We start from the raw sequence: 22,152 nt of genomic DNA on the forward strand, positions 1-22,152 counted from the left end.
ATTTCAAGCACGACAGCCGTGTGCTGAGTAAGACGCTACAACAGCTACGTGCCACTGCTGGCAGTAATGCGAAAGAAGGCGATGTCGCCGGTCGGCAGTTGCCGGCCGGGTCCCGTTAGTCCGACGCCCCGCCACGCTCTGCGCGTGACGGTGGCGGGACACGTTCGTTTACCGTCGGCGCGTCAGGGAGAACACACCGGTCCGGCTCGCCGTTGACGTGTGCGTACTGGTCGGGGGCGTTCGCCAGCGGATGGGCGGGGTTACGGTCGCCGGAAATCCGTGCGGCACGGACCTCGCCGAACCCGTTGATTCGCGCCTGAATCCCACGCCAGTGCAGCCCTGTCGCCGACGGAATCGACACAGAGTGTGGCGGGTCGTAGGCGGAGCCGTGGGAGGCTAGCACCTCGGCGTTCACGTTCTCGGCGAGCTGGTCATGGTCGATGAGTAAGCCGACGCGGGCGTTGGGCGGGGCCCGTCTCGCAAGCACGTCGAGTCCCAGATGGAGCGCCCGGTACTCCGCGACGTTGTTGTCGGGGCAGGTGTCCGGGACTGAGAGCCTGACAACGCGCTCACCGTCGAGGGTTTCGACGACGACACCCAGCCCACCCGTCGGGCTGTCCGACTCGCTGCCGGGCGATGTCGTGCCGTTGTGGGGTCTGAACGACCCGTCTGTGGCGATGTAGAAGTCTCGATGGTGACTCCGCGGTGGATGCGCGATATGCGGCGTCGGTGATTCATCGAACAGGTCTCGAAGTGACGGCCGGCCGTAAGCGGCCATAGTTTCTATTGGGTAAGCAGGGTTTTAAATATATTCCCTCGACGGGGTTCTCGTCCCGGTACAGCGGTTTGAACGGGCTACTGGGCAGCCTACCGCTCATTTCAGACCCCCCATATCGAACCTGTTAGCGGGTGAGAAAGAGTTATATCGGTGTAGAACAATGTTACCAATACACATGACCCCAACGAAAATTCGTGAACGACTCGAAGAGTCAGAGGACCGGGTCGACACAGAGCTGTTCGTCAGCGCGTTAGAGTACGTCCGAGACGACGGTCGCCCGCGTCGCTAACCGTATTTTTTATCGTGGCTAGCGGATGAGCGTACTGGGCATAGCGATGGTGAGCGGCGAGACTAGCGGATCTGAGCGATATCTGTCGAGCTACCGCGGCTGACCTGCTCAGTCGTCGGTGAGTTGCCAGCCGTCGTCGACCGATTCGACGACGCCCCGCCGCTCCATCTCGGTCGTGACCTCACCCAGTCGGTTCGGCTGTGCGATCTCTAGATTCGTGCGGCTAACGCCGTGGTACTCCCGCAGCAGACGGCGGATATCGTCCTCGGTGTGGGTCTGCTGGCCGCTCTTGTCCACCACACCCGCGACGAGTTCGACCATGTCCTCGACGAAGTTCCAGGGGTAGACGACCCAGGTCCACTCGTCGAGGGACTCGCCGACGAACTCCGGTTCGTGGTCGCTGGTCTGGAGTAACTGGAGCGTCGCCGTCCGGACACTGCTTGGGTTTCGGTCACGCACGCATTCGGCGGCCGTTTCGATGGACTGGCCGGTGTCGGCGATGTCGTCGACAACCAGCACGTCCTTCCCCTTGACCGCGCCGTCGGCCAGCGGATATTTCACCTGTGCCTCCTCGCCTTTCGCCGCGGTCCCGACGTAGTGTTCGACTTTCAGGCTCGCCAGGTCGTCCAGCCCGAGGAAGTCACAGAGACAGCGCCCGCCGAACCAGCCGCCCCGTGCCAGCGCGACGACCACGTCGGGCTCGAACTCGGCGGCTTTCACGTCGTTGGCCACGTCTCGACAGAGGCCGTAGATGTACTCCCAGTCGGTGATGGTACACGAGAACTCGTCCGGTAGCTCGCCCATACGAGATGGCGTGTGTGGCCGGACTTAACCGTTGCATATTCCGCATCAGTTGCCGAGCACGGTCGAACCGCTACGCGCCCGGGTCGCCTTTCCGGAACTCCCGGAGGAGGACCGTCGCGTAGCTTCCCTTTGGCAGCGAGAACGAGAACGTCAGGTCGGCGCCGTCACGTTCCACTCCCAAGTCCGTCCGGAGCAGGATGGCCCGCCGCGTCCCGTCGCTGTCGAACGCTCCGGGAAGGTCAAAGTCGCTCTGTTCAAGGCCCACGTCGTCAAGGACTTCACGGGCGATATCGCCCGGTTCACCACTGCCTAGCTCGGTTTCGGTCCCGACCAGTGGTGCGGTGACAAACGCCCTCCCGCGCTCGCAGTGGCGCTCGACGGTCGACAGCCGCTTCGCCGTGACCTGCTGGGTGCGGTCGGCGTCCGGAATCGGGAAGTCCTCGGGCGCGTCGCTGTCCCGGAAACAGACCACATCGCCCTCGACGGGGCGGTCGAACGGCAGTCCCCGTTCCAGCCGCTCCGACAGGATGCGGTTGAAGACGTAGGACTGGGCGGCGTTGACGAACAACGACTGGAGGTTCGACGGCAGCGCCTCCAGTGCCTCGCGGAAGTCCGCCGGCTCGTCGGCCCCGTTCTCGACCAGTCGATGACAGATGGAGCGCTCATAGCCCAGCGCGCCGGGCAGCCTGTCCAGCGCGCCGGCCCAGTCGTGGGTTTCGTCGACGTATGCTCGCGCCACCTGCGTCGACTCCGGTTCACGCTCGTTCGGGTTTCCTACGTAGGCGAGGACCGCATCCTTCCACTCGCCGCGGGCAATGGCCAGCCCGACTTCGTGGGTGACCGGTCGGCGCGACCCGAATCGCTGCTGGCCGAAGTAGTTGGGCACACCGACCGTCGTGTCGCCGTCAGGCAGCGTGGCGTCGCTGGACCGGGCTTCGCTCGCCACTGAGTCGTCCCCGTTGGCGAACGCCCGGAGGTCCGCTACGACGCTGGCGGCGTTATCTGTGTTCTCGGTGTCCCGGACGACTATCTCGAAGGCGTTGCCCGCCAGGTCGCCGAAGAGGATCGGGCGGCCAGCGCGACCGATGACCTCGATGTCCGTGCCGCCGATTTCCGGCAGGTCCCCGGCTGCGACCCCTTTCACTGAGAATAGCTGTGTCGTGACCGCGCGCTTGTCTTTCGTCCCCGCCCACGACACCCGCTCGCGGGAGATACCTAATCGGTCGGAGAGCTTGCTGGCGAAGTCGTTGGTCTCCCAGTTGCGCAGTTCCGCCCGGAAGACGAGATGCGGGTACGCCCCGGTGTTGGCGTCGATCGGTTCAGTGTCGAACGCTTCCAGTTCCCGAACGCGGAAATCTGCGGGCGACGACCGGATGCGGCCGCCCACCCCGTCGGCGTCGCTGACGTAGTACTCCATACCGACCGCCTGCTCGATTGGGTGGGCCGCTTGCATTGGTCGACTGTTCGCGGCTCGGCGCTTATGATTGGCGCTTGCGGACTCGGTGTGGGTCCATCTCTCAGTCGATACCTAGTGTTATCACGGGACATACTCTATCTAGCACAGGTCGTGGCTATGCGGGCGACCGGAGAGCACCACGATGCCAAAGCTAGCATGTGAGAGTTGCGGACGAGAGATTACGTTCGACAGGGACGGCCAGGAGGGCCGCGCACCGATGCGGTACTGCCCGCGCTGTGGCGAGGAGTTCCCGCCACGCGAGGAGTGGTAGGCCGGCACAGCGGTTCATTCGTATGCCTCGAACTCCCGGCCGAAGACGATGAAGTAAACGACACCGACAAGGCCGACCACCGTTGCGACGCCGAAGGCAAGTTCTGGGCCGGCCTGTATGACGACATCGCCGATAGCCACTGCCCACTCGCTGCCGTAGAGCCAGCCACCGAGCGCAGCGCTGGGGATGACAAGCGTGTTCCGAAGCAGGTAGTACGTCCCGGTGACGCGGCCGCCAGCGTCCTGTTCTGCTGGGCCGACGATGAGCGCCTTGTGAGCGGGCAGGCCGGCAAAGCGCAGGCCAGAAAACGCGAACAGCAGCACCAGCACCCACTGGTTGCCCGGCGCGAAGATGAGCAGGAGCGGGAAGACGGCGTAAACGAGAAAACCGAGTGCGACAGCGGGCTTGAGACCGGCCCACTCGGTGAGTTTTGCCACGGGAGCCATCGAAAGGATGGCGACGACCATCTCGACGCCGAGCAGCACGCCAAAGAAGGCATCAGGCCGCAGTTGCACGCCGAAGCCGGTGAACCCGACGGAGAGGAACTCGGTGACGACGATGACGAAGAAGACGTACACCATGCCGTTGGCAAAGCGGACGAGCGTATCGGCGACCAGAAGGGGGCGGAGCGTCGCCGGCATCGTCCGCAGGTCGGCGAGTATCTGGTCGACACCTTCGAAGGATTTCCCGAGCGTGTCCTCGCTGGCGTCATAGAGGAAGTGCTGGGCGACGGTGGCGACGAGACCACAGGCCAGCGCAACCAACAGCACGCGCTGGAAGCCATCAACGAAGGTCGCAGTCGTCGCGAGCAGCGCCGCGGCGGCCAAGGGCCCGAGCAGGAAGCCAATGCGGCGGAACATCTCCGTGCTGGCAAATCCCATCGCCAGTCGCTCCGGCGGGACGCTCTGCTTGACGATGGCGAAGGTCGCGCCCAGCCCGAAGGACTTCCAGGCCTGCGCGAGAAAGAGGCCGACGAAGACGAGCGTCCAGGCCGGTAGCGTCGTCGCGCCGAGCGTGATATCGCCGATGACCGAAGCGAGATACCAAATGCCGAAGCCGACCGTCGCCAGCGTCGCGAAGACCGTCAGCGCCAGCCGCGAGCCGATGCGGTCCGACACTGCGCCCCCGGGATAGGGGTACACCGCGCTGATGAGGTTCCCGACACTCCCGTACAGGCCGATGACGCCGGCACTGGCTCCAAGAATCCGCATATACTCGGGTATGTACCGGCTCGTCATCTGGAACGCAAGGCTGAACGCCAGCATGGATAGCGACAGGACGAGCACGTCCCGCTCCAGCGCGAAGAACTGTCGGAAAGAATCGAGCAGGTCTACGTCCTCGTCAGTCCCTGTCTCAGTTGCCATTGTCGGAGTGCAGTTTCCCCAACAACTTAACGCTCGAAGAAGGGGCAAGTAGCCCTCGCTGTCCCACCGGAGGACAGCCCTGCTCAGTACGGCAAGACGAACAGCACGACAGCCAGGAACGGCGTGAGCGCGAGCAACATCGCGATGGCGTAGCCGAACATCTCACGGGCCTTGATGCGGGTGATGGCGAGCAACGGCAGCGCCCAGAAAGGGTTCAGGAGGTTCGTGTGAGCGTCACCAACGGCGTATGCCATCGTCGCCTGCCCGGCCGGGACGCCGAGGTTCTGCGCGGCTTCGAGAACCGGTGGTCCGAGGATTATCCACTCGCCGCCGCCAGACGGTGCGAAGATGTTGACCGTTGCGCCAGTGAGCCAGGCGATGACCGGGAACGTCTGGGTCGTCGAAACCGAGATAAGCGCGTTGGCCATTAACTGTGCCAGCCCGGAGGTTGCCATCATCCCCTGAATTCCGGCAAAGAACGGAAAGAGCAGCACGATGCCCGACGCGGCGGTCGCCGCCTCGCCGAACTTCTCTCTATAGGTCTGTGGGTCCATGTAGATGAAGATGCCAATCGTCAGAAAGCCGAAGTTGACGATGTTCAGTCCGAGTGCGTCGATACCGGACTCGATGAACTGTGAGGCGACCAGCGCGATGCCGGTCAATCCAATAATCCCGCCGAGAACGCGACTGTGGTTGAGGCGCTCGGCTGGGACCGGATTGGTGGTGGCAGTTGCTTCCACGCCGCCGTCACTCGCAGACTCGAACAGGTCGTCTTCGGGGATGTAGTGGGTGATGCCCCGCGCCTGATCTCCGGTCGGCGTGATGACGTAGAGGACGACGAGTGCGTAGGCTATCGACAGGCCGGTCAGAATGAGGCCGTAGGGGTGGAAGATGGTCTCCGAGGCTGAGACAACGACATCGATGACGCCCTGCTGGATGAACTCGTTGCCGTCCGTCGCGAGCAGGAGCGGCGCGGACCCGGACAGCCCCCAGTGCCAGGTGAGGCCGAGGCCGAGATAGCCCGCGACACAGAGGACCGGATAGTGGACATCGATGCCGTTCTCGTGGGCGGTCTTGCCCATCTCCCGGGCGAAGATCGCGCCGAGGATGAGGCTCAGTCCCCAGTGCACCCAGCCAAGCAGCATCGTCAACAGACCGACGAGGACGACCGCCTGCTTTCCGGTGCTGGGTATCTCTGTCAGCCGGCGGATACCGGCGTTGACACGCGGATGGTACGCGACGACGAAGCCCGTCATCAGGATGAGGACCATCTGCATTGAGAACGTCAGGAAGGCCCAGAAACCGTCATACCAGAACTGGACCATCTCGATTGGCCCGGATCCAGTGAGGCCGACGCCGGCCAGAAATACGACGTAGCTGAGGATGAGCGCGAACAGGAACGGGCTGGGCATCCACCGTTCCACCCACGCAGAGAGTCGGTAGCCGATACGTTCGAGAGCGGTTTCACCTGCGTTACCAGCTGACATACTGTTGCCACCTCCTCGCGAATATATCATAAAAGTTTGCTACTATTCTGTCAGTTCCGTGCGGATCACCGTTGCACAGCCGTGGTCCTGTGACGCGATTCCGACGACCGGACCACCCCTGACAGATGATTTTATTTCGTGGGCACAGCAAGCCAGAGTATGTCATACAATGTCGTCGTCTCTGACACCAAAGTGATGGATGAAGAGACACGGGCGGCAGTGCTGGACGCGGTTGACGCGACTGTCGAAACGATAGCGGCGAAAAAGCCGGCGGCCGTCGCACGCGCAGTGGACGATGCAGACGCATTGATCGTCGACGCCGGCACGCAGGTCACGGCCGAGGTCGTCGACGCCGCCGACTCGCTCAAAGTGGTGGGCCGAGCCGGCATCGGCATGGACAACATCGACGTCCGGGCGGCAGTCGAGGCTGGCGTGACGGTCGTCAACGTCCCGGACTATTCTATCGAGGAAGTATCGACCCACACGTTCGCACTCATGCTCGCTTGCCTGCGGAAGATACCCACGTTTGACCGCTCGGTCAAGCGTGGCGAGTGGGAGTGGGGAGCCGGGCAGCCGATACATCGCCTCGCCGGCAGCACCGTCGGTCTCGTCGCCTTCGGCAAGCTCGCCAGCCGGTTCGCCGCGAAGCTTCGTGGGTTCGATGTCGACGTTATCGCCTACGACCCGTACGCGCCCGAGTACCGGATGGGAGACCTCGACGTTGAGTCGGTCACCTTCGAGACGCTGCTGAACGATTCCGATATCGTCTCGCTACACGCTCCGCTGACCGACGAGACGCGCAGGATGATCGACGCGGACGCGCTCGACCGAATGCGCGACGACGCGCTGCTCGTGAACACGGCCAGGGGCGGGCTCGTCGACGAAACTGCGCTGTACGACACGCTCGTCGGCGGCGACCTCGGCGGAGCCGGACTGGACGTGCGCGAGACAGAACCACCGGGAGAATCGCCGCTACACGACCTCGACAGCGTCGTATGTAGTCCCCACGTCGCGTGGTATTCCGAAGAGTCCCGGGTCGAACTGACACAGACGGTGGCCGAAGACGTCATCCGGGTACTCCGGGGCGAGGAGCCCGAGAACCCTATTGACCCCGAGACCAGCTGGTTCTGATGGGCTCGGCGAACGAGACAGCTCAGGTGTCAGCAGCGTCAAGAAGTTCGATTGCGAGGTCAGCAGCTTCGACCGCCGACTCACCGAAAACGTAGGTTATCGGCTCGATGCCGAACGCGCCGCCGTGGTAGATGACACGGGGGACATCGCCGCGTTCGCGGAAGGCCGCTTCGAGCCGTTCGTCCCGGTCCTCATAGCCGGCGTCGAACTCCAGCGGCTCGATACCCCGTTCTTGGGCAGCATCGAGAACTGCCTCGTCGGTCGTCAGATTGAGCGCCGCTCGGCGCGAGGGATCGACCGCTATCGCGGCCAGTATCGTCCGCGCGACGTGTTCCGACGCGCCGAACTCGGGGTTCGACGGGACGTTGACCCGCCCCCGAAGGTCGTGAATCCGGCCGGGGACTGCTGCCACGTCGAGTGCGTCTTCGGCGTCCGGCAGCGCCATGCCGACGTTCATTCCCACATTCGGGATGGCATCGGCGACGAAGCCGCTGTCGGCCAGCAGTCGCGTCGCTCGTCGGACCGACGACAGGACAGTCCGTTCCGCCTGCACCGCGGTGTCTGTCCCCCGCACACAGAGATCACAGCCCATCCCCTGCAGCGCCGGCATTTCCTCCTCATGGACCGCACAGATGGGCCCCCGGTCCTCGAACTCCTGTACCAGAGCGAGTAGCTCGCCCAGCACCGCGTACTCGTCCATCTCACCCGCGGCGAGCCCGTCGGCGATCCGCTCGATGGTCTGTTGCATCCGGGTGTCCTCCCGGAATCGCTCCTCGATGGTGACCGAACCGCTGCCGTATTTGCTCACTGCGGCCTGTGTCACGCCGAGCTGGTCGGCGATTTCCTGCTGGGTCCATCCCTTCTCGTCGAGTTTCGTGGCAAGCATCGCCCGGGCCGTCGGAAGGAACCGCTCGACCACGATTTCGCTCGGTAACTGCAGTGTCATTGCCAGGAGTGAGGGACGTAGTTCGCTTAGCAGTTGGGACTACCAACGTTGTCGGTCGACTGCGTAGCTGTGACTGCCGGTAGCAAAAAGGCCCCGAGACGCTCAGATCACACAGCTCACTGCATGCGCTACTCATTCACGCATATACAACTTAGTTGTATTAGCAGGATATAATACGTCGGAGTTTGTTGTATTGGCTACCAATGGCATTCAGTGACCACCTGCTCGATATCGGTGAGGACATCTGGGACGCACAAAAGGACCACCCGTTTGTCCGCGAACTGGCCGACGGGACGCTCGACGAGGCGGCGTTCAAACACTGGGTGAAACAGGACTACCGGTACCTGCAGGACTACGCGCGGTTGTTCGCGCTCGCCGGGGCGACGGCCGGCGACGAGTCGACGATGACGCATCTGCTCGGGGTCGCCCATCAGGTGCTCGACACCGAGATGGACCTCCATCGGGAGTTCGCGTCGAACTACGGCATCTCGCGGCGCGAACTGGAGGAAACCGAGAAGGCCCCGACCTGTCTCGCGTACACGAACTTCCTCGTTCGGACAGCCTACGAGGGGCACGAGGCGGAGATTGCCGCCGCGCTGTACCCCTGTATGCAGGGCTATCTCGACGTGGCTGAACACATGGCCGACCTGGCCGACGACGAGCACCGGTACACGCCGTTCATTGAGATGTACACCAGCGACGACTTCCGCGAGGCGACGGGCTGGTGTCGGGCGTACGTCGACCGCTGTGGCGAGCGGTATCCCGGCCAACACGACATCATGGAAGACGCGTTCCGCACGAGCGCGAAACTCGAACACCGGTTCTGGGAGATGGCCTACACGCAGGAGGGGTGGGAGCTATGACGACGGCCGAAACATACTCTGCGTACGCCGAGCGAACCGATGATCCCCGGTTCACCGACTGGCTTCGGGAGCAGAGTCAGCCAAACTGGGACGCCGCTGTCGAACACCGGTTTGTCGAGGAACTCGGTGCCGGCACGCTCGACGAAGACGCGTTCGCCGAGTATCTGGTACAGGACTACGCGTTCGTCGACGAACTCGTCGGCACGTTCGGCCATGCGGTCGGCCAGGCGCCGGATATGGCCGCCAAACGACAGTTTGTCGAGTTCCTCGATACTGTGACCGACGAGGAAGACGACTACTTTGAGCGGTCTTTCGCCGCGCTGGGCGTCGCCGATTCGCGCTGGCAAAACCCAGAGCCGACGGATTCGACGGCGGCGTTCATCGACCTGCTGGGTCGTGCCGCACGAGAAGGCGGGTATGCCGAGACGCTGGCCGTCCTCGTCCCGGCAGAGTGGATATACGAGTCGTGGGCGACGGCGGTCGCCACGGACTACGGTGACCCGGACAGCAACGGCCTTCCCAGCGCGGGGGTGGGCCTGCCGTTCTACTTCGCCGAGTGGGTGGACCTCCACGCCGTCGAGTCCTTCGTCGCGTTCGTCGACTGGCTCCGTGGCGAACTCGACGCCGCCGGGCCGACACTTTCGCCCCGCCAGGAAGCCCGCGTCGCGTCGCTGTTCGACCGCACGGTCACGCTCGAACGACAGTTCTTCGAGACGGCCTACGAGAAGCCCCAAGCAACAGTTGACAGCGAGGTGAGCCCGTAGATGGCTTCTTCGGCTGTGGTCCTCGGCCTGACCGCGGCGACCGTACTCGTGTTCACCGGCATTGGCCTCTTCGCCGCCCGCGGTCGTATCGACTCGGTGGAGACATACATCTCTGCCCGCGACTCGGCCGGCAGCGGGACCCTCGCCGCGACGGTCATCGCGTCGATGATGGGGGTCTGGATCCTCCTCAGTCCGGCTGAGGCCGGTGCCGCCTTCGGCGGGCTGCCCGCCGTGCTGGGCTACGCCATCGGCAGTGCGATTCCGCTCCTTCTCTTTATTCCCGTCGGCGCTCGCATCCGCGAGGTGATGCCCGCGGGCCATTCGCTGACGGAGTTCGCCTACGCCCGCTTTGGCTCCGGGATGTACCTGCTCGTCCTGCTGGTCTCGGTGTTTTATATGTTCATCTTCCTCGCCGCAGAAATGACCGGCATCGCCGGTGCGCTCGCGCTCGTCGCAGATGTACCGCTCTGGCAAACCTCGCTACTCATCGGCAGCTTCGTCCTCGTCTACACGACCTACGGCGGTCTGCTTGCCAGCATCGTCACTGACACCGTCCAGACGCTGGTCATCCTCCCGCTTCTGGCCGTCGGCTTCGGCGGGGCGCTTCTCTCGCTTGGTGGCACGAGCGAATTCCACGCGACGGTGGTCTCGGCTGACCCGACACTGCTCGACCCGACGTTCGGTCCCGGCCTGGAGTTCGGGCTGTACGTGGCCTTCGCTCTGCTGGGCGCGAACATGCTGAATCAGGGCGTCTGGCAACGGGTGTACGCCGCCGACGGCGAGGGAGCCTTGCGGCGTGGGATGGGAATTGCCGCCCTCGTCGTCGTCCCGATGCTCCTGCTGTCGGGGCTGTTCGGTATCGCCGCCACGGGGCTGGGACTCACTGAGTCTGGGTCCGCAAGCATCGCCTTCTTCCTCGTGCTCGCGGAGGCGTTCCCGACATGGGTGACCCTCGCCGTTGTCGTCCTCGCTGTCCTGCTGGTGATGAGCTCGGCCGATACGATGTTCAACGCCATCGCCAGCGTCGTCACCGCCGACCTCGCTCGACTCCTAGACGACCCCGACCAGCGGACCCTGTGGCTCGGTGGCCGCGGGCTGACGGTCGCTGTTGCGCTCGCCGCGATGTTCATCGGTGCGCAGGGGTACAGCGTCCTCCAGTTGTTCCTGACGGCAGACCTGCTGGCCGCCGGCGTCTTCGTCCCGTTCCTGGCCGGCCTCTACACCGAGCGACTCACTGGTCCGGGCGCGGTGGTCTCGGGTATTGCGGGGCTACTCGTCGGGTTCATCTACTTCCCATCACTCCGCGGCCTCGTCGCCGCCATACCGGGCGTCGGGAGTATGCTGCCAGCGCCGTCGTTCCTGCTCGCCTTTGCCGGCGCGACCCTCGTCTCGGCCGCTCTCACCGTCGCGGCGACCGTTCTCGGTGGAGCCGACGCCGACCTCGACAGCCTCGGGCGGGAGGTCCGAGCGCTCGACGAGCCGGTGGCTGACGGGGGGTCCGAGCAATGACGCCGTCAGCCATCGTCGCTCTGGCCGCGCTCGGGTCGACGGCGTTCGCGGCACTGGCCTGGGGGTCGATTCTGCTCGTGCTCGCCGTCTTCCTCGCTGTCGGCTGGCTAGTCTTGACCGAGTAGTCGACTGCCGTGAGAGTCTGAGCATAATACGGTTCGCGGTAACAAGACACATACTTATCATGATGGGTGTGGAACATCGCATATGCAGACCTTCGTGCTCGCGACGAACTCCGAGACAGTCAGCCAGACACTGTGTTCGTACCTCGAAGGCGTCCTCAACCCGGAAGACAGTGTGTACGCGGTCAACTCACAGCCGGGTGGAGACAGGACACCACCGGACGCGGTCGCCGATGGCAAGGCCGCACTAAACGTCGTCTCGGACCGACTGGGCGATCAAGTGTCTGTCGAAACCTATCAGATAATCCGGGGAAACAGCCCGGCTGAGGATATCTTCGATATCGCCGAGGAGGTCGATGCCGACGAACTTGTTATCGGTGTTCGCAAGCGGAGCCAGACCGACCGGCTCATCTTCGGCAGCGTCGCCCAAGATATCATGCGGCAGTCCGACTACCCGATGCGGGTCGTGCCGCGGGACTGAGCCGCAACTAGTCGGGGACAGCCGACCGCAGAGAAAGAGACGACCGAGACAGCCCGGTTATTCGGCCGACTCGTAGTCGTCGAAGGCGTCGATTTCGACGCCCTCGTCGGTGATTTCCGCGAGCACGACGCCGTTTCCGGACCCGGTGTCACGCTCGGCTGCGGCGTTGACCGCACGGATCGCCAGGTCACGGGCCTCGGAGAGGCTCATATCGTGGTCGTACTGCCCTTCGATGGTCCCCGTCGCGACCATCGTCCCGGAGCCGGTGACGGTGTAGTCGTCTTCGAGCACGCCGCCAGCGGGGTCGACGCTGTAGACATGGCTCCCCTCTTCGTCGACGCCGCCGACGATGGGGTTGATAGCGAAGTACGGGCCGCCGCGGGCGAAGTTGCCCGCCAGTGTCGCCAGCGCGTGAATCGAGAGCGGTTCGTCGCGGCGGACCTCGTAGAGGTCGGCCTCGGCGCGCAGCGAGCGGATGAACGACTGCGCCCCGCCGACACTGCCGACCAGCGTCATCGCGGCCGTCGGGTGAATCTGCTCGACCTTCTGGACCTGCTTGTTCGAAACGAAGCGGCCACCGAGAGAGGCGCGCCGGTCCGTCGCGATGATGACGCCGTTCTCCGTCGAGAGGCCGACAGTCGTCGTGCCGGTCTTGACGACGTTCTCCTCGTCGCGGCCGCCGTCCTCGTTCGGCAGTGTGCCGACTTCGGGTTGGTAGGCGTCAGTCAGTCGGTTCTCAGGGTCGTACATTATTCCTCACCTCCGAGTTCGAACTCTTCAAGCCGCTCGGCGATGTCGTCCTCGGCGAGCTTTTCGAACTGTTCGCTTTCCACATCGATGGTGGCGATGTCGACACCAGTCGCGTCGAGGCCGTCCTCGTTGACCGAGGCCAGCGCCCGGAGCGCGAGTTCGATGCCGCCTTCGAGGTCCATCTCCTCGGCGTACTCGTCTTCGAGGAACGACTGAATGTCCTCGCGGGAGCCGCCGATGGCGACAGCCTGCCACTCGTAGGGCGTCCCCGAGGGGTCTGTCTCGAAGAGGCGCGGTTCGCCGTCCTCGATACCGGCGACCAGCAGTGCGACACCGAACGGGCGTGCGCCGCCGGTCTGAGTGTACTGCTGGATGTAATCCGTGATCTCCTTGGTCAGGGACTCGACGGAGGCCGGCTCGTCGTAGCGTAGGCGGTTGACCTGTGACTGCCGGCGCGCCACGTCGATAAGCTGGCGTGCGTCGGCCACGTGACCCGCGCTAGCGACACCGACATGGGAGTCGATCTCGTGGATCTTCTCGATGCTGTCGCGCTCGATGAGCGGCGACCGGGCGTGGCGGTCGGCGGCGATGACCACGCCGTCCTTGGTGCGAACTCCCACGCTTGCGGTTCCGCGCTTGACAGCTTCTCGTGCGTACTCGACCTGGTAGAGGCGTCCGTCCGGGGAGAAGATGGTAATCCCGCGGTCGTAGGCCTGTTGTTCGTTTCCTTGCATAATGTATCGTGTTGTTGTTCACCTGAGGTTAGGGTTGCTCTTATATAACCGTATCGCGGGCCGCTGCCCTCAGAACAGCGGCAGGTCGCCGGTGACGCGGTCCACCAGCTCGTCCTCGGCGGGGCCGACGGCGAGTGCCGTAACAGTCCCCGGATCGAGCTGTGTGTGGCCGGCGTCCCGGACGACCGCATGCGGCAGGCCTTCGCGCTCGGCCACGTCCGCGAGTTCGAACAGCTCGGACTCGCTGGTGGCCTTCAGGACGACTTTCTTCTGCCCCGCGCCCTTCCAGGCTTTGCGGGGCTTCGGGCCGGCGTCCTCGTAGGCCGACAGCGAGGCGTGGGCAACCTGGGCGGCGAGTTTGCCCTCGCCCATACCGATGTCGGCCCGCGCGACGATAGCCTGCTTCATACGATTACATGGCCACCCGTACTTAAACTCCCGTCGGACTCCCTCCACGGTTGCACATACCATAGAGTACATACGCCGTGGCCGAGCACACCCCGGAGATGCCCTCCACCATCCGAACGTTTCTCCTGCGACCGGGCGCGTTCTTCGAGCAACGACGCGACCAGCTAAACGGATTCCGTGGCGGTGGCCTCGCTCTCGGCATCGCCCTCGCCGTCACAGTCGTTCTCGGAATCGCGCTCCGACTGTTCGCTGCGCAGTTCACCGGCACTGTCGAGAGAGACAATCCCGCACGACCCCCGGAGCAGATGTGCGAAGACGGCGGTGTCGGCGGAATAACCGTTTCCGGCTGTGACGAACCGGCGACGAAAACTGTCGAAGTCGGGTCGCTTATCTGGGACGCTGCGGCTGAGATCCTTCCGGGGCTGTTTATCGGCTTTATGATCGTCTGGGTCGGATTGATGCTTGGTCTATATCTCGGTGCGAAGATAGCCGGTGGCTCCGGCCGGTTCGGCGAGACAGCGGAGATCACCGCCTGGGGACTGCTCCCGTCCGTTGTTGGCGTTGCCGTCGGCAGTGCTGCACTCGTCTTCTTCGCTGCCAGCTCCGACCTCGCCGCGTCTTCGCCGGAGATGTTCCTCGAACAGGTGCAGAGCCTACAAAACGGCCTCTCCGGGCTTGTATTTCTCACAATACAGATCAGTACTGCAGCCTGGCAGGCGTACGTCTGGGCCGGCGGCCTCCGGGTCGTCCACGAGATCAGCAGGTACGCGGCGGTCGCCATCGCTGTTATCGCCGCGACGCTCCCCGTGATAGCCGCCTAACACTGTCGGCTGACGCCTGTCAAAAACTCCGCCACCGCGAATATCTTCAAACGGGGACAGCCAGCAGCACGAGAATCGGGGAGTTTAGGCTTCCGGCCGCACACGCCATTCTCATGATACTCTCAGATGCGGATATTCTCCGACGGCTGGAGCAGGGTGACCTTGTCGTCGAACCGCTCGACGACCCGGATATCCAGATTCAGCCCGCCAGCGTCGACCTCCGCCTCGGGCATGAGTTCTTGGAGTTCCAGCACGCCAACATCCCCTGTATCCACCCGAACTCGGAGGACGAAGTCGCCGACTACGTTGAGGAAACCGTCATCGAGGAAGGTGGGGAGTTCATTCTCCACCCCGGCGATTTCGTGCTTGGGACGACACACGAGCGCGTCGCCATCCCCGACGACCTCATCGCCCACGTTGAAGGACGCTCATCGCTGGGCCGACTGGCGATTGTGGTACACGCGACGGCCGGCCTGTGTGACCCTGGCTACGAGGGACAGATCACGCTCGAACTGTCGAACCTCGGCACTGCGCCTGTCGCGCTCACGCCCGGAATGCGAATCTCGCAGCTTACCTTCACGGAGCTCAAGACGCCTGCTGACCGTCCGTATGGGGCCGAGCGCGGCTCGAAGTATCAGGGCCAGTCCGGGCCGCAGGCAAGCAAGATACAGGGAGATCGCGAGTTCGGAGGCGATCAGTGATGCCCGCAATGCGCGGCAGCACAATATCGGTGAGAAACGAGGTCGAGTTCGGAGGCGACCAATGAGCGGACCGCGAGCACTGCGAGCGGGCCGTAAGTCTCGGCTGCTAGCGAGTGAGTTCGGAGGCGACCAATAGATGCGGTTCATCGAGGAAATCGTCGTCGATGACTTCCTGCCGACGTTTCGATCGTTACTGGCCGACGCCCTCAGAGAGCGCGGGCTGACACAGTCGGAAGTCGCTGACCTGCTGGGAATCAGCCAGAGCGCAGTTTCGAAGTACGTCCACGGCGACGTGGCGCGCCACGACGACCTGCTGGCCCACCGCGGGCTTGCGGAACTCGTCGAGCGACTGGCTGACGGGCTGGCCGATGGCGATATGAGTTCTGTTCAAGCACTGGTCGAAACGGAAGTGTTCATCCGCGAACTCGAACAGGGCGGCGTCCTCGCGCAGTTACACGAGGACGCGGTTCCGGAGCTGGGCGACTACGACGACGAGTTCGCCGTTCACGACCCGGACTCACAGCTCCGATCAGCCGAACGGACGCTCGCATCGGTACGGCGCGGACTCAGCGTGCTGGAAAACACCAGCGGGTTCGCGACGCTTATCCCGGCAGTGGGGTCGAACCTCGTCCAGTCTCTCCCCGAGGCCGACAGCATCGAGGACGTGGCCGCCGTTCCGGGGCGGATTCTCGACGTGAAAGGACGGGCAACGATTCCGGCGGACCCGGAGTTCGGCGTCAGCGAGCATGTCGCGTCGCTGTTGCTGGCGGCACGGGCCGCCGGGACCGACGCCCGCGCGGTGTTGAACGTCCGGTACGACGACGGCGTCGTGACCGCGCTCCGAGACGCGGGCCTGACTGTGGTCGAGTTCGACGCCGAGGAGAGTGTCGAGCCGGCTGTCGCGGCCGCCCTGACTGACGACCCAGCTGTCGACGTGCTCTATCACACCGGCGCAATGGGGATTGAGCCGGTGGTGTACCTGCTCGGCGACGACGCTGTGGCGGTCGCTGAAACGGCGCGCGAAATCCTGTGACGGACGCGCAATCGTTCTACGGCCGGTGGGCGCGGGTGTATGACTGGGTAGCGAATGCGCCCGGCGTTGCGTCCTGGCGCGACCGAACGGCGGGCTCGCTGGCGCTTGCACCCGGCGACACCGTCATCGAGATGGGTTGTGGCACTGGCGCGAACGTGCCGGCGCTCCGCGAGCGAGTCGGGCCATCGGGTCGGATCGTCGGTATCGACGTGACACGGGAGATGCTTGACCGCGCACGCGAACGGCCCGCCAGAACCGGCGAAGCCGTCCACTACGTGCAGGCCGACGCCGCTCGCCCACCAGTTCGAGCGGCCGATGCCGTTCTGGCGACATTCGTCGCCGGCATCTTCGAGGACCCTGCGGCGGCGGTCGACGCGTGGTGCGACAGTGTCGCCCCTGGTGGCCACGTGGCACTGCTGAACTTCCAGCGGAGCCCCAGCGCTCTCGCCGCGCCGCTGAATCTCGCGTTTGAGGGGTTCGTCCGACTTTCTGCGCCGGGGACGCGGCTATCGACGCAATCACACGCCAGCGCGTTCGAGCGGCGGGTGCGTGCGGCGCGCGAGCGACTCACCGAGCGGACGGTGGACAGACGGTATGAGACCTTCGCTGGGGGGTTTCTCGGCCTGCTGTGTGGAACTGTGCCGTAACCGGCGCGGTGGGACAGATTGCTATGGCCGGTACCGCTCAGCGTGTTCCGGACAGAATTCGGGCTCTCGTAGCTGCGCGGCGACGACGCCTGGCTGGCGGTGCGGATTGTGAAGCCGGCAGGTGTCCTCGTCACAGAACGCCTCGCCTGTGTCGAGGTAGTGGTAGGCCTGCAGGACGTACCCCTTGATAGCGTCGGTTGTCCGCGGGTCATCCTCGACGAGGAACGCTCCTTCGACCTCGTTTTCGAGCACCTCCCGGGGCGGTGTGCCGCCACCGAGCAGGGCGTGTTTCTGCTGTTCCTTGTAGTACTGCTCAGGCTTTGCGGGGGCCTCGTACAGCCCCGGCACCGAGACGATAGCGGGCTGGCCGAGGACGTTCACGCGCTTGTGCCAGCGACCGTCGTGGTCGCCCCAAGTCCCGACGACGCGGTCCAGCAGCGGGACGTGGAGGTGGTCGAGTGACCGCTCGGACTCGGGGAGTCGCTCGTGGAGCGCCTGCTGGACCGCCAGCCCGTCGTAGATGACGCCGCCGGCCCGTTCAGGCGATTCGAGGGCTCGTTCCTCATAGCGGACGATACCCAGCATCGTGTTCCCGGTCTCGCGGTCGTACGACGAGAGTACCCGCCCCTTGGCGAACGACTCCGCTAGCGCCGAGTCGCCGTGCAGCGAGAGAAACCGGTCCCGGACGGAGACAGTAGCCTCGACCCGCGCGTCGAGCCAGTCAGCGATGGCGTCGGTGTCGGCGACCGCTGTCGGAGCGCGGTACAGCGTCACGGACTCCATTGTATTGGTAAGTGGTATCGGGCACTAATACCGTTTGTGTATCCGTTATTCTCCTCTGTTGAGTAGTCGCCAGAGTAGAGAACCAGAGCGGACAGGTCAATCTGGCGCTCCAGAATCAGGGACGGGCTCGGCAAAGCAGCGCTATACTGGACGCCATCGGCGACAGAGTGTGTCGTCCCGAGGGGATATCAGGACTCGGACTGGTGGGGAAGCCCGGCCGGTTCCGTCGTGAGCGCGTCGATGCAATCAGTCACGGACCACGTTGTCTCCCCATCAGTACACGGGTACACGCCGACAAGATCGTCGTTTGCGTAGACGGCGACGGCTATCATCGGGAGTCGAAGCACCTCGGTACTGCCGCCGACGAGTAGCGACGAGGTCCGCGTCTCGAACGGCGGTCGGAGACTCAGCCCACGTTCCGTTGCCCACTGTTCGTACCGGTCGACAGTCGCCAGCACCTCTCCGTGTTCGGTCCGCTGGGATACGGGAATTTCCTCGGGCCACGTCTGGATATCGAAGTCATCGACAATTCCCGTTGCGGCGAGTTCTGTGAACCGGTCAATGGCTGTCGTTCGGGGGCCACAGACCGGCCGCCGACTCCAGAGGTGGACCGAGATTTCGCCGCCGACTGACTCGCCAGGCCTGTGGTTGTCGCTCCGCTGCATCTCTTCGGACATTGGTTGATAATTACTAACATAATTGTCGCACGCTTGCATAATTGTTTGTATTAGTGCGATATTATGGATTGAATAGATAACTAAATCGAGAAAAACTAGCCGTATAAAAACCAGAGGGGCGTGGGAGGATTTCAGTCGTCAGCGGGGGTTGCGTCGCGGCTCGTAACGTCGACCGGCTCGGCGTCGACTTCAAGTTCATCAAGCGCGACCTGCGCGGCGCGCTTGCCGGAGACGAGCATGGCACCGAACGTAGGCCCCATCCGCGGGAGGCCGTAGGTGGTCGCGGTGGCCATGCCAGTAACGACGAGGCCATCGTGGGCGAGGCCGGTGTGTTCGACGACAGCGTCCTCGCTCTCGCCGACCCACATTGAGTCGTGGCCGGGCGAGTCGTGGCCGGGCGCGCCATAGGTATCGTCGTCGGTCTGATCCATGCCGCTGGCTTCGTCTTCGAGGCCCGGCGCGTTGAGGACGCCGCGCTCATCGAGTTTCTTGACCGCCATCGCGTCGTGGCCGGTCGCGTCGATGACGAGGTCGGCCTCGACGGCGATCGGGTCAACGCAGGTGATTTCTCGGGGTAGCGCGTGGACAGGCGTCCAGTTCATCACGATACCGCCGACGCGGTGGTCCTCGCGGATGACGATGTCGGTGAACTCCGTCATGTTCTGCATCTTCGCGCCGGCGTCGCAGGCGGCCTTGATGAGGCCGGAACAGGCTTCAGGTCCGTTGGCGACGTAGAGACCCTCACTGTCCTTGGACTGTTTGTGGTCGACTTCAAGTTCGTCCAGCACCTGCTGGGCCGGGTCACGGACGGTGACCTTGTTCATCAGGAAGCCGCCGAGCCAGAAGCCGCCACCGAGGTAGTTGTTCTTCTCGACGACCATCACCTGCACGCCGCGCTCGGCGAGTTCCTTCGCGGCCATCAGTCCCGATGGGCCGCCGCCGACAATGATGACATCGGAGTCCGAGAAGTCCATGAACTCCTCGGTCCATTCCTGCCCGATTGCGCGTGTAACCTCTGCTTCGCCGACATCACTGAACTGTTCGAATGAATCGGAATCGCTCATACCACTTAGTAATATCTGCCGGTGGTACATAGTCGTTCTGATGCCCTCGTCTGTTTACTGAATCCCGGCGCAGTGGTACTGGGGTGGGTAGCTGTCATATAAATGGTTCCATGCGGTGGTTTCAGGACTAACTATCAAATGAGAGTATTGTTTGGTAATGTCTACCGAAACAGGCAACACGTACACGGTTGACACTGAACCGGCGGCAAGAGATATCGACGATATCGACCTGCACGAATACGAAGCGTGGCCGGTGCTGAAGTTCCTGATCGCGTTTCTCATCGGTGGGGTGTTCTTTCTTCTGCCGGTCCCGTACCAGGGTGAAGTTACAGTCCCGTTCGATATCGTCGTCAGCAACATAACCGGGTCGTTCCCGGATGTCGTTGGCATCTACTCGCTGGCTATCATCCTCGCCGGTGGGATACTGACGACGTTTGCGATGGCCAGTGACGGCGAGGTCGCGGGGTACGACCTGTCATCATTCGAGACCTCAGGAGTCTTTTGGGCACTCCGAGTCGCCGGCGTACTCATCGCGCCGGTGATGTTCTTCAAGCTCGGGCCCGAGTGGCTCCACACGCCCAGTACCGGCGGGCTGATGTGGGGAACGCTGGTGTACAGCGTTGGCGTCATCATCCCCATCGGAGCCATCTTCATCACGATCTTCGTCGAACTCGGCGGGCTGGAGTTCGTCGGAACGCTCGCGAGGCCGGTAATGCGCCCGCTGTTCAGAGTCCCGGGGCGTGCTGCACTGGACAGCCTCGCATCGTGGGTCGGCTCCTACAGCGTCGGCCTCTACGTCACCCGCAATGTCTTCGAAGCCGGTGGCTACCACAAGCGCGACGTGTTTACCATCGCGACGTGCTTTTCGACGGTGTCAATCGGCTTCGTCGGCGTCGTCGCCGCCACGCTCGATATGCTCCCGAAGTTCCCACTGATCTTCGGGGCGTACTTTTTCTGTGTCGTCGTCACCGGTGTGATTCTGGTCCGGGTGCCGCCGATCTCCAGAATTCCCGAAGAGTACATCGCTGAGCCTGACCCGGAGCTCGCGTTCTCCGGAACGCCGGTGGATTATATCCGACTGGCGGTCAGCGAGGCCGTCGGGAAGGCCAAGGAAGGCGAGACGTTCGCGCAGGCAGCCAAGCGGGGCTTCGTCGATGGCCTGAAGCTCACTAGTCTCATCCTAGGAACCATCCTTGCTGTCGGACTCGCCGCAACGCTGCTCTCGGCACACACCCCACTCTTCGACATTCTCGGTCGTCCGCTAACGCCGGTCATCGCTGCGCTCGGGATCCCGAACGCAGCGGTGGTCGCGCCGGCGACCATCGTCGGTATCACCGAGATGTACGTCCCCGTCCTGCTCGTGTCTGAGACGGCGGTGAAGGCAAAGTTCTTCGTCGGCGTGCTGGCCGTCTCGCAGCTCATCTTCTTCTCCAGCGTCGGCCCGATGATGATGGATATGTTCAGTGACGTCCCCATCCGGTTTCGGGACCTTGTGGCGTTGTTCATCATGCGAACAGTGCTCCTCGTGCCGCTCGTCGCCGGCATTACCCACGCTCTCGCCGCTCTGGGCCTCCTATAGGAATTCGACCAGCGCTTCGGCCAGTTTCTTCTCCGCCCGCCGCAGATGATCCTCCGCTGTTCGGCGCTCTACGCCCACCTGCTCAGCGATAGCCGCTGTTGTCGTCTCGCGGGGCAGTTCGTAGTACCCCTGCTCGTACGCCGTCAGGAACACCTCGCGCTGCCGCGGCGACAGGTCTGGGAGCATAGCATCGACGGTCAAAAGCGGTGCATCCGGGGTTACAGAGCTAATTTCACGTTTTGATTCGACGGTAACGTCGAACTGTCCTGCCAGGGACTGGTACACCCTGGTCAGTGCGTCGGGGCTGAGACCGAGTGCTCGGACGAGCTTGCCGCCACTAGCGTATTTCAACGGCGGGACGAGCAGACAGCCTTCGTTCGCCAGAAAGCGCTCGACGTTGTTGTCGAGCTGTGCTTTCAGACACTCCTCAGTCACCAGCACCTGCTCGTCGCCGTTTTCCAGACGCTCCCCGATACCAACGGTGTTGCGGACCTGCTCGATGACGTTCCCGACCTCTCCACCGCTAACGTGGAGCAGGTCGCTGTGGTCGTTACACCACAACTCGATGCGTGTGCCGGTTCCGTCGGTTGCCGCCTCGTAGGCCCCGTCACCGTAGACACGGAACATCACCTCGTACATAGTCATCGGTTAACATGGGTATATAAAAACAGTTCCGAACGGTGATAACCT

General features: G+C 63.6%; 25 protein-coding genes. 12 read left to right on the forward strand and 13 right to left on the reverse strand.

Going from position 1 to position 22,152, the window contains the following annotated elements; genetic code table 11:
• Positions 1–115: 115 nt before the first annotated feature.
• The 3 genes from ACODNH_RS06115 to truD form a co-directional block, all read right to left on the reverse strand.
• Entirely contained in the window at positions 116–778 is a 663-nt protein-coding gene (locus ACODNH_RS06115) for a ribonuclease H (protein WP_434531106.1), read from the reverse strand.
• 397 nt (positions 779–1,175) lie between these two features.
• Positions 1,176–1,871, reverse strand: coding sequence for a phosphoribosyltransferase (locus ACODNH_RS06120; RefSeq protein WP_434531107.1), 696 nt, complete (start codon positions 1,869–1,871; stop codon positions 1,176–1,178).
• Between the two features lie 70 nt (positions 1,872–1,941).
• Entirely contained in the window at positions 1,942–3,324 is a 1,383-nt protein-coding gene (gene truD / locus ACODNH_RS06125) for a tRNA pseudouridine(13) synthase TruD (protein WP_306708421.1), read from the reverse strand.
• 145 nt (positions 3,325–3,469) lie between these two features.
• On the opposite strand from truD, the gene ACODNH_RS06130 reads away from it, so the two are divergent.
• Complete coding sequence (locus ACODNH_RS06130) at positions 3,470–3,598, forward strand: hypothetical protein (RefSeq protein WP_306708424.1); 129 nt, start codon at positions 3,470–3,472, stop codon at positions 3,596–3,598.
• 14 nt (positions 3,599–3,612) lie between these two features.
• Here ACODNH_RS06130 and ACODNH_RS06135 read toward each other — a convergent pair whose 3' ends face one another.
• Positions 3,613–4,962, reverse strand: a complete 1,350-nt coding sequence (locus ACODNH_RS06135) for an MFS transporter (protein WP_306708426.1) — start codon at positions 4,960–4,962, stop codon at positions 3,613–3,615.
• Positions 4,963–5,045: 83 nt separating this feature from the next.
• Positions 5,046–6,449: a short-chain fatty acid transporter gene (locus ACODNH_RS06140; protein ID WP_306708428.1), complete on the reverse strand. Its 1,404-nt coding sequence runs from the start codon at positions 6,447–6,449 to the stop codon at positions 5,046–5,048.
• A 159-nt stretch (positions 6,450–6,608) separates the two neighbouring features.
• Here ACODNH_RS06140 and ACODNH_RS06145 point away from each other — a divergent pair, with 159 nt between their 5' ends.
• The gene (locus ACODNH_RS06145; RefSeq protein ID WP_306708431.1) at positions 6,609–7,580 is read left to right on the forward strand and encodes a C-terminal binding protein; all 972 of its coding nucleotides are present in this window, start codon (positions 6,609–6,611) and stop codon (positions 7,578–7,580) included.
• A 22-nt stretch (positions 7,581–7,602) separates the two neighbouring features.
• On the opposite strand, the gene ACODNH_RS06150 is transcribed toward ACODNH_RS06145, so the two are convergent.
• Positions 7,603–8,526 carry a thiamine-phosphate synthase family protein gene (locus ACODNH_RS06150; RefSeq protein ID WP_306708433.1) on the reverse strand — a complete coding sequence of 308 codons (924 nt, stop codon included), beginning with the start codon at positions 8,524–8,526 and terminating at the stop codon, positions 7,603–7,605.
• Positions 8,527–8,729: 203 nt separating this feature from the next.
• Here ACODNH_RS06150 and tenA point away from each other — a divergent pair, with 203 nt between their 5' ends.
• The 5 genes from tenA (at position 8,730) to ACODNH_RS06175 (ending at position 12,265) form a co-directional block, all read left to right on the forward strand.
• Positions 8,730–9,389 (forward strand): thiaminase II, encoded by a 660-nt coding sequence (tenA, locus tag ACODNH_RS06155; protein ID WP_306708434.1) that lies wholly within the window; start codon positions 8,730–8,732, stop codon positions 9,387–9,389.
• Positions 9,386–10,153: a TenA family protein gene (locus tag ACODNH_RS06160; protein WP_434531108.1), complete on the forward strand. Its 768-nt coding sequence runs from the start codon at positions 9,386–9,388 to the stop codon at positions 10,151–10,153. Before tenA ends, ACODNH_RS06160 begins: the two co-directional genes overlap by 4 nt.
• Complete coding sequence (locus ACODNH_RS06165; RefSeq protein WP_306708439.1) at positions 10,154–11,662, forward strand: sodium:solute symporter family transporter; 1,509 nt, start codon at positions 10,154–10,156, stop codon at positions 11,660–11,662.
• A complete protein-coding gene (locus ACODNH_RS06170; protein WP_306708441.1) occupies positions 11,659–11,787 on the forward strand; it encodes a hypothetical protein in 129 nt (42 codons plus the stop codon). Before ACODNH_RS06165 ends, ACODNH_RS06170 begins: the two co-directional genes overlap by 4 nt.
• An 82-nt stretch (positions 11,788–11,869) precedes the next feature.
• On the forward strand, positions 11,870–12,265 hold the full coding sequence (locus ACODNH_RS06175; protein WP_306708443.1) for a universal stress protein: 396 nt from the start codon (positions 11,870–11,872) through the stop codon (positions 12,263–12,265).
• A 57-nt stretch (positions 12,266–12,322) separates the two neighbouring features.
• Here ACODNH_RS06175 and psmB read toward each other — a convergent pair whose 3' ends face one another.
• From psmB to pth2, 3 genes are all read right to left on the reverse strand, one after another.
• On the reverse strand, positions 12,323–13,015 hold the full coding sequence (gene psmB, locus ACODNH_RS06180; protein ID WP_306708444.1) for an archaeal proteasome endopeptidase complex subunit beta: 693 nt from the start codon (positions 13,013–13,015) through the stop codon (positions 12,323–12,325).
• Positions 13,015–13,749 (reverse strand): archaeal proteasome endopeptidase complex subunit alpha, encoded by a 735-nt coding sequence (psmA, locus tag ACODNH_RS06185; RefSeq protein WP_004517115.1) that lies wholly within the window; start codon positions 13,747–13,749, stop codon positions 13,015–13,017. Before psmA ends, psmB begins: the two co-directional genes overlap by 1 nt.
• 69 nt (positions 13,750–13,818) lie before the next feature.
• The gene (gene pth2, locus ACODNH_RS06190; protein ID WP_004591375.1) at positions 13,819–14,157 is read right to left on the reverse strand and encodes a peptidyl-tRNA hydrolase Pth2; all 339 of its coding nucleotides are present in this window, start codon (positions 14,155–14,157) and stop codon (positions 13,819–13,821) included.
• 98 nt (positions 14,158–14,255) lie between these two features.
• Here pth2 and ACODNH_RS06195 point away from each other — a divergent pair, with 98 nt between their 5' ends.
• The 4 genes from ACODNH_RS06195 (at position 14,256) to ACODNH_RS06210 (ending at position 17,359) form a co-directional block, all read left to right on the forward strand.
• The gene (locus ACODNH_RS06195) at positions 14,256–14,978 is read left to right on the forward strand and encodes a Yip1 family protein (RefSeq protein ID WP_434531109.1); all 723 of its coding nucleotides are present in this window, start codon (positions 14,256–14,258) and stop codon (positions 14,976–14,978) included.
• 113 nt (positions 14,979–15,091) lie between these two features.
• Positions 15,092–15,679: a dCTP deaminase gene (gene dcd, locus ACODNH_RS06200; protein WP_004591373.1), complete on the forward strand. Its 588-nt coding sequence runs from the start codon at positions 15,092–15,094 to the stop codon at positions 15,677–15,679.
• Positions 15,680–15,815: 136 nt separating this feature from the next.
• The gene (locus ACODNH_RS06205) at positions 15,816–16,712 is read left to right on the forward strand and encodes a thiamine-phosphate synthase family protein (protein ID WP_434531110.1); all 897 of its coding nucleotides are present in this window, start codon (positions 15,816–15,818) and stop codon (positions 16,710–16,712) included.
• Positions 16,709–17,359 carry a class I SAM-dependent methyltransferase gene (locus tag ACODNH_RS06210; RefSeq protein ID WP_434531111.1) on the forward strand — a complete coding sequence of 217 codons (651 nt, stop codon included), beginning with the start codon at positions 16,709–16,711 and terminating at the stop codon, positions 17,357–17,359. The genes ACODNH_RS06205 and ACODNH_RS06210 overlap by 4 nt, the downstream gene beginning before the upstream one ends.
• A gap of 21 nt (positions 17,360–17,380) precedes the next feature.
• On the opposite strand, the gene ACODNH_RS06215 is transcribed toward ACODNH_RS06210, so the two are convergent.
• The 3 genes from ACODNH_RS06215 to ACODNH_RS06225 all read right to left on the reverse strand — a co-directional run bounded on the left by ACODNH_RS06215 (position 17,381) and on the right by ACODNH_RS06225 (position 19,883).
• Positions 17,381–18,142 carry a DUF7001 family protein gene (locus ACODNH_RS06215; protein ID WP_434531112.1) on the reverse strand — a complete coding sequence of 254 codons (762 nt, stop codon included), beginning with the start codon at positions 18,140–18,142 and terminating at the stop codon, positions 17,381–17,383.
• 188 nt (positions 18,143–18,330) lie between these two features.
• Positions 18,331–18,819, reverse strand: coding sequence for an HTH domain-containing protein (locus ACODNH_RS06220; RefSeq protein WP_434531113.1), 489 nt, complete (start codon positions 18,817–18,819; stop codon positions 18,331–18,333).
• Between the two features lie 131 nt (positions 18,820–18,950).
• A complete protein-coding gene (locus ACODNH_RS06225) occupies positions 18,951–19,883 on the reverse strand; it encodes a sulfide-dependent adenosine diphosphate thiazole synthase (RefSeq protein WP_005537851.1) in 933 nt (310 codons plus the stop codon).
• Between the two features lie 157 nt (positions 19,884–20,040).
• Here ACODNH_RS06225 and ACODNH_RS06230 point away from each other — a divergent pair, with 157 nt between their 5' ends.
• Positions 20,041–21,462: a YjiH family protein gene (locus tag ACODNH_RS06230; RefSeq protein WP_434531114.1), complete on the forward strand. Its 1,422-nt coding sequence runs from the start codon at positions 20,041–20,043 to the stop codon at positions 21,460–21,462.
• Here the strand turns inward: ACODNH_RS06230 and ACODNH_RS06235 are convergent.
• A complete protein-coding gene (locus ACODNH_RS06235) occupies positions 21,457–22,101 on the reverse strand; it encodes a helix-turn-helix domain-containing protein (protein ID WP_306708459.1) in 645 nt (214 codons plus the stop codon). The genes ACODNH_RS06230 and ACODNH_RS06235 overlap by 6 nt on opposite strands.
• Between the last annotated feature and the right edge of the window lie 51 nt (positions 22,102–22,152).

The sequence above is a fragment of the Haloarcula sp. NS06 genome (genome assembly GCF_051122755.1).
GTDB lineage: Archaea > Halobacteriota > Halobacteria > Halobacteriales > Haloarculaceae > Haloarcula.

Coding starts and splice junctions, on each gene's coding strand:
- ACODNH_RS06165 (WP_306708439.1), top strand. CDS start 10,154: ATGGCTTCTTCGGCTGTGGTCCTCGGCCTGACCGCGGCGACCGTACTC.
- tenA (WP_306708434.1), top strand. CDS start 8,730: ATGGCATTCAGTGACCACCTGCTCGATATCGGTGAGGACATCTGGGAC.
- ACODNH_RS06120 (WP_434531107.1), bottom strand. CDS start 1,871: ATGGGCGAGCTACCGGACGAGTTCTCGTGTACCATCACCGACTGGGAG.
- ACODNH_RS06175 (WP_306708443.1), top strand. CDS start 11,870: ATGCAGACCTTCGTGCTCGCGACGAACTCCGAGACAGTCAGCCAGACA.
- ACODNH_RS06195 (WP_434531109.1), top strand. CDS start 14,256: ATGCCCTCCACCATCCGAACGTTTCTCCTGCGACCGGGCGCGTTCTTC.
- ACODNH_RS06215 (WP_434531112.1), bottom strand. CDS start 18,142: ATGGAGTCCGTGACGCTGTACCGCGCTCCGACAGCGGTCGCCGACACC.
- ACODNH_RS06135 (WP_306708426.1), bottom strand. CDS start 4,962: ATGGCAACTGAGACAGGGACTGACGAGGACGTAGACCTGCTCGATTCT.
- ACODNH_RS06235 (WP_306708459.1), bottom strand. CDS start 22,101: ATGTACGAGGTGATGTTCCGTGTCTACGGTGACGGGGCCTACGAGGCG.
- ACODNH_RS06160 (WP_434531108.1), top strand. CDS start 9,386: ATGACGACGGCCGAAACATACTCTGCGTACGCCGAGCGAACCGATGAT.
- ACODNH_RS06115 (WP_434531106.1), bottom strand. CDS start 778: ATGGCCGCTTACGGCCGGCCGTCACTTCGAGACCTGTTCGATGAATCA.
- ACODNH_RS06140 (WP_306708428.1), bottom strand. CDS start 6,449: ATGTCAGCTGGTAACGCAGGTGAAACCGCTCTCGAACGTATCGGCTAC.
- ACODNH_RS06220 (WP_434531113.1), bottom strand. CDS start 18,819: ATGTCCGAAGAGATGCAGCGGAGCGACAACCACAGGCCTGGCGAGTCA.
- ACODNH_RS06225 (WP_005537851.1), bottom strand. CDS start 19,883: ATGAGCGATTCCGATTCATTCGAACAGTTCAGTGATGTCGGCGAAGCA.
- dcd (WP_004591373.1), top strand. CDS start 15,092: ATGATACTCTCAGATGCGGATATTCTCCGACGGCTGGAGCAGGGTGAC.
- psmB (WP_306708444.1), bottom strand. CDS start 13,015: ATGTACGACCCTGAGAACCGACTGACTGACGCCTACCAACCCGAAGTC.
- ACODNH_RS06205 (WP_434531110.1), top strand. CDS start 15,816: ATGCGGTTCATCGAGGAAATCGTCGTCGATGACTTCCTGCCGACGTTT.
- pth2 (WP_004591375.1), bottom strand. CDS start 14,157: ATGAAGCAGGCTATCGTCGCGCGGGCCGACATCGGTATGGGCGAGGGC.
- psmA (WP_004517115.1), bottom strand. CDS start 13,749: ATGCAAGGAAACGAACAACAGGCCTACGACCGCGGGATTACCATCTTC.
- ACODNH_RS06130 (WP_306708424.1), top strand. CDS start 3,470: ATGCCAAAGCTAGCATGTGAGAGTTGCGGACGAGAGATTACGTTCGAC.
- ACODNH_RS06230 (WP_434531114.1), top strand. CDS start 20,041: ATGTCTACCGAAACAGGCAACACGTACACGGTTGACACTGAACCGGCG.
- ACODNH_RS06145 (WP_306708431.1), top strand. CDS start 6,609: ATGTCATACAATGTCGTCGTCTCTGACACCAAAGTGATGGATGAAGAG.
- truD (WP_306708421.1), bottom strand. CDS start 3,324: ATGCAAGCGGCCCACCCAATCGAGCAGGCGGTCGGTATGGAGTACTAC.
- ACODNH_RS06150 (WP_306708433.1), bottom strand. CDS start 8,526: ATGACACTGCAGTTACCGAGCGAAATCGTGGTCGAGCGGTTCCTTCCG.
- ACODNH_RS06170 (WP_306708441.1), top strand. CDS start 11,659: ATGACGCCGTCAGCCATCGTCGCTCTGGCCGCGCTCGGGTCGACGGCG.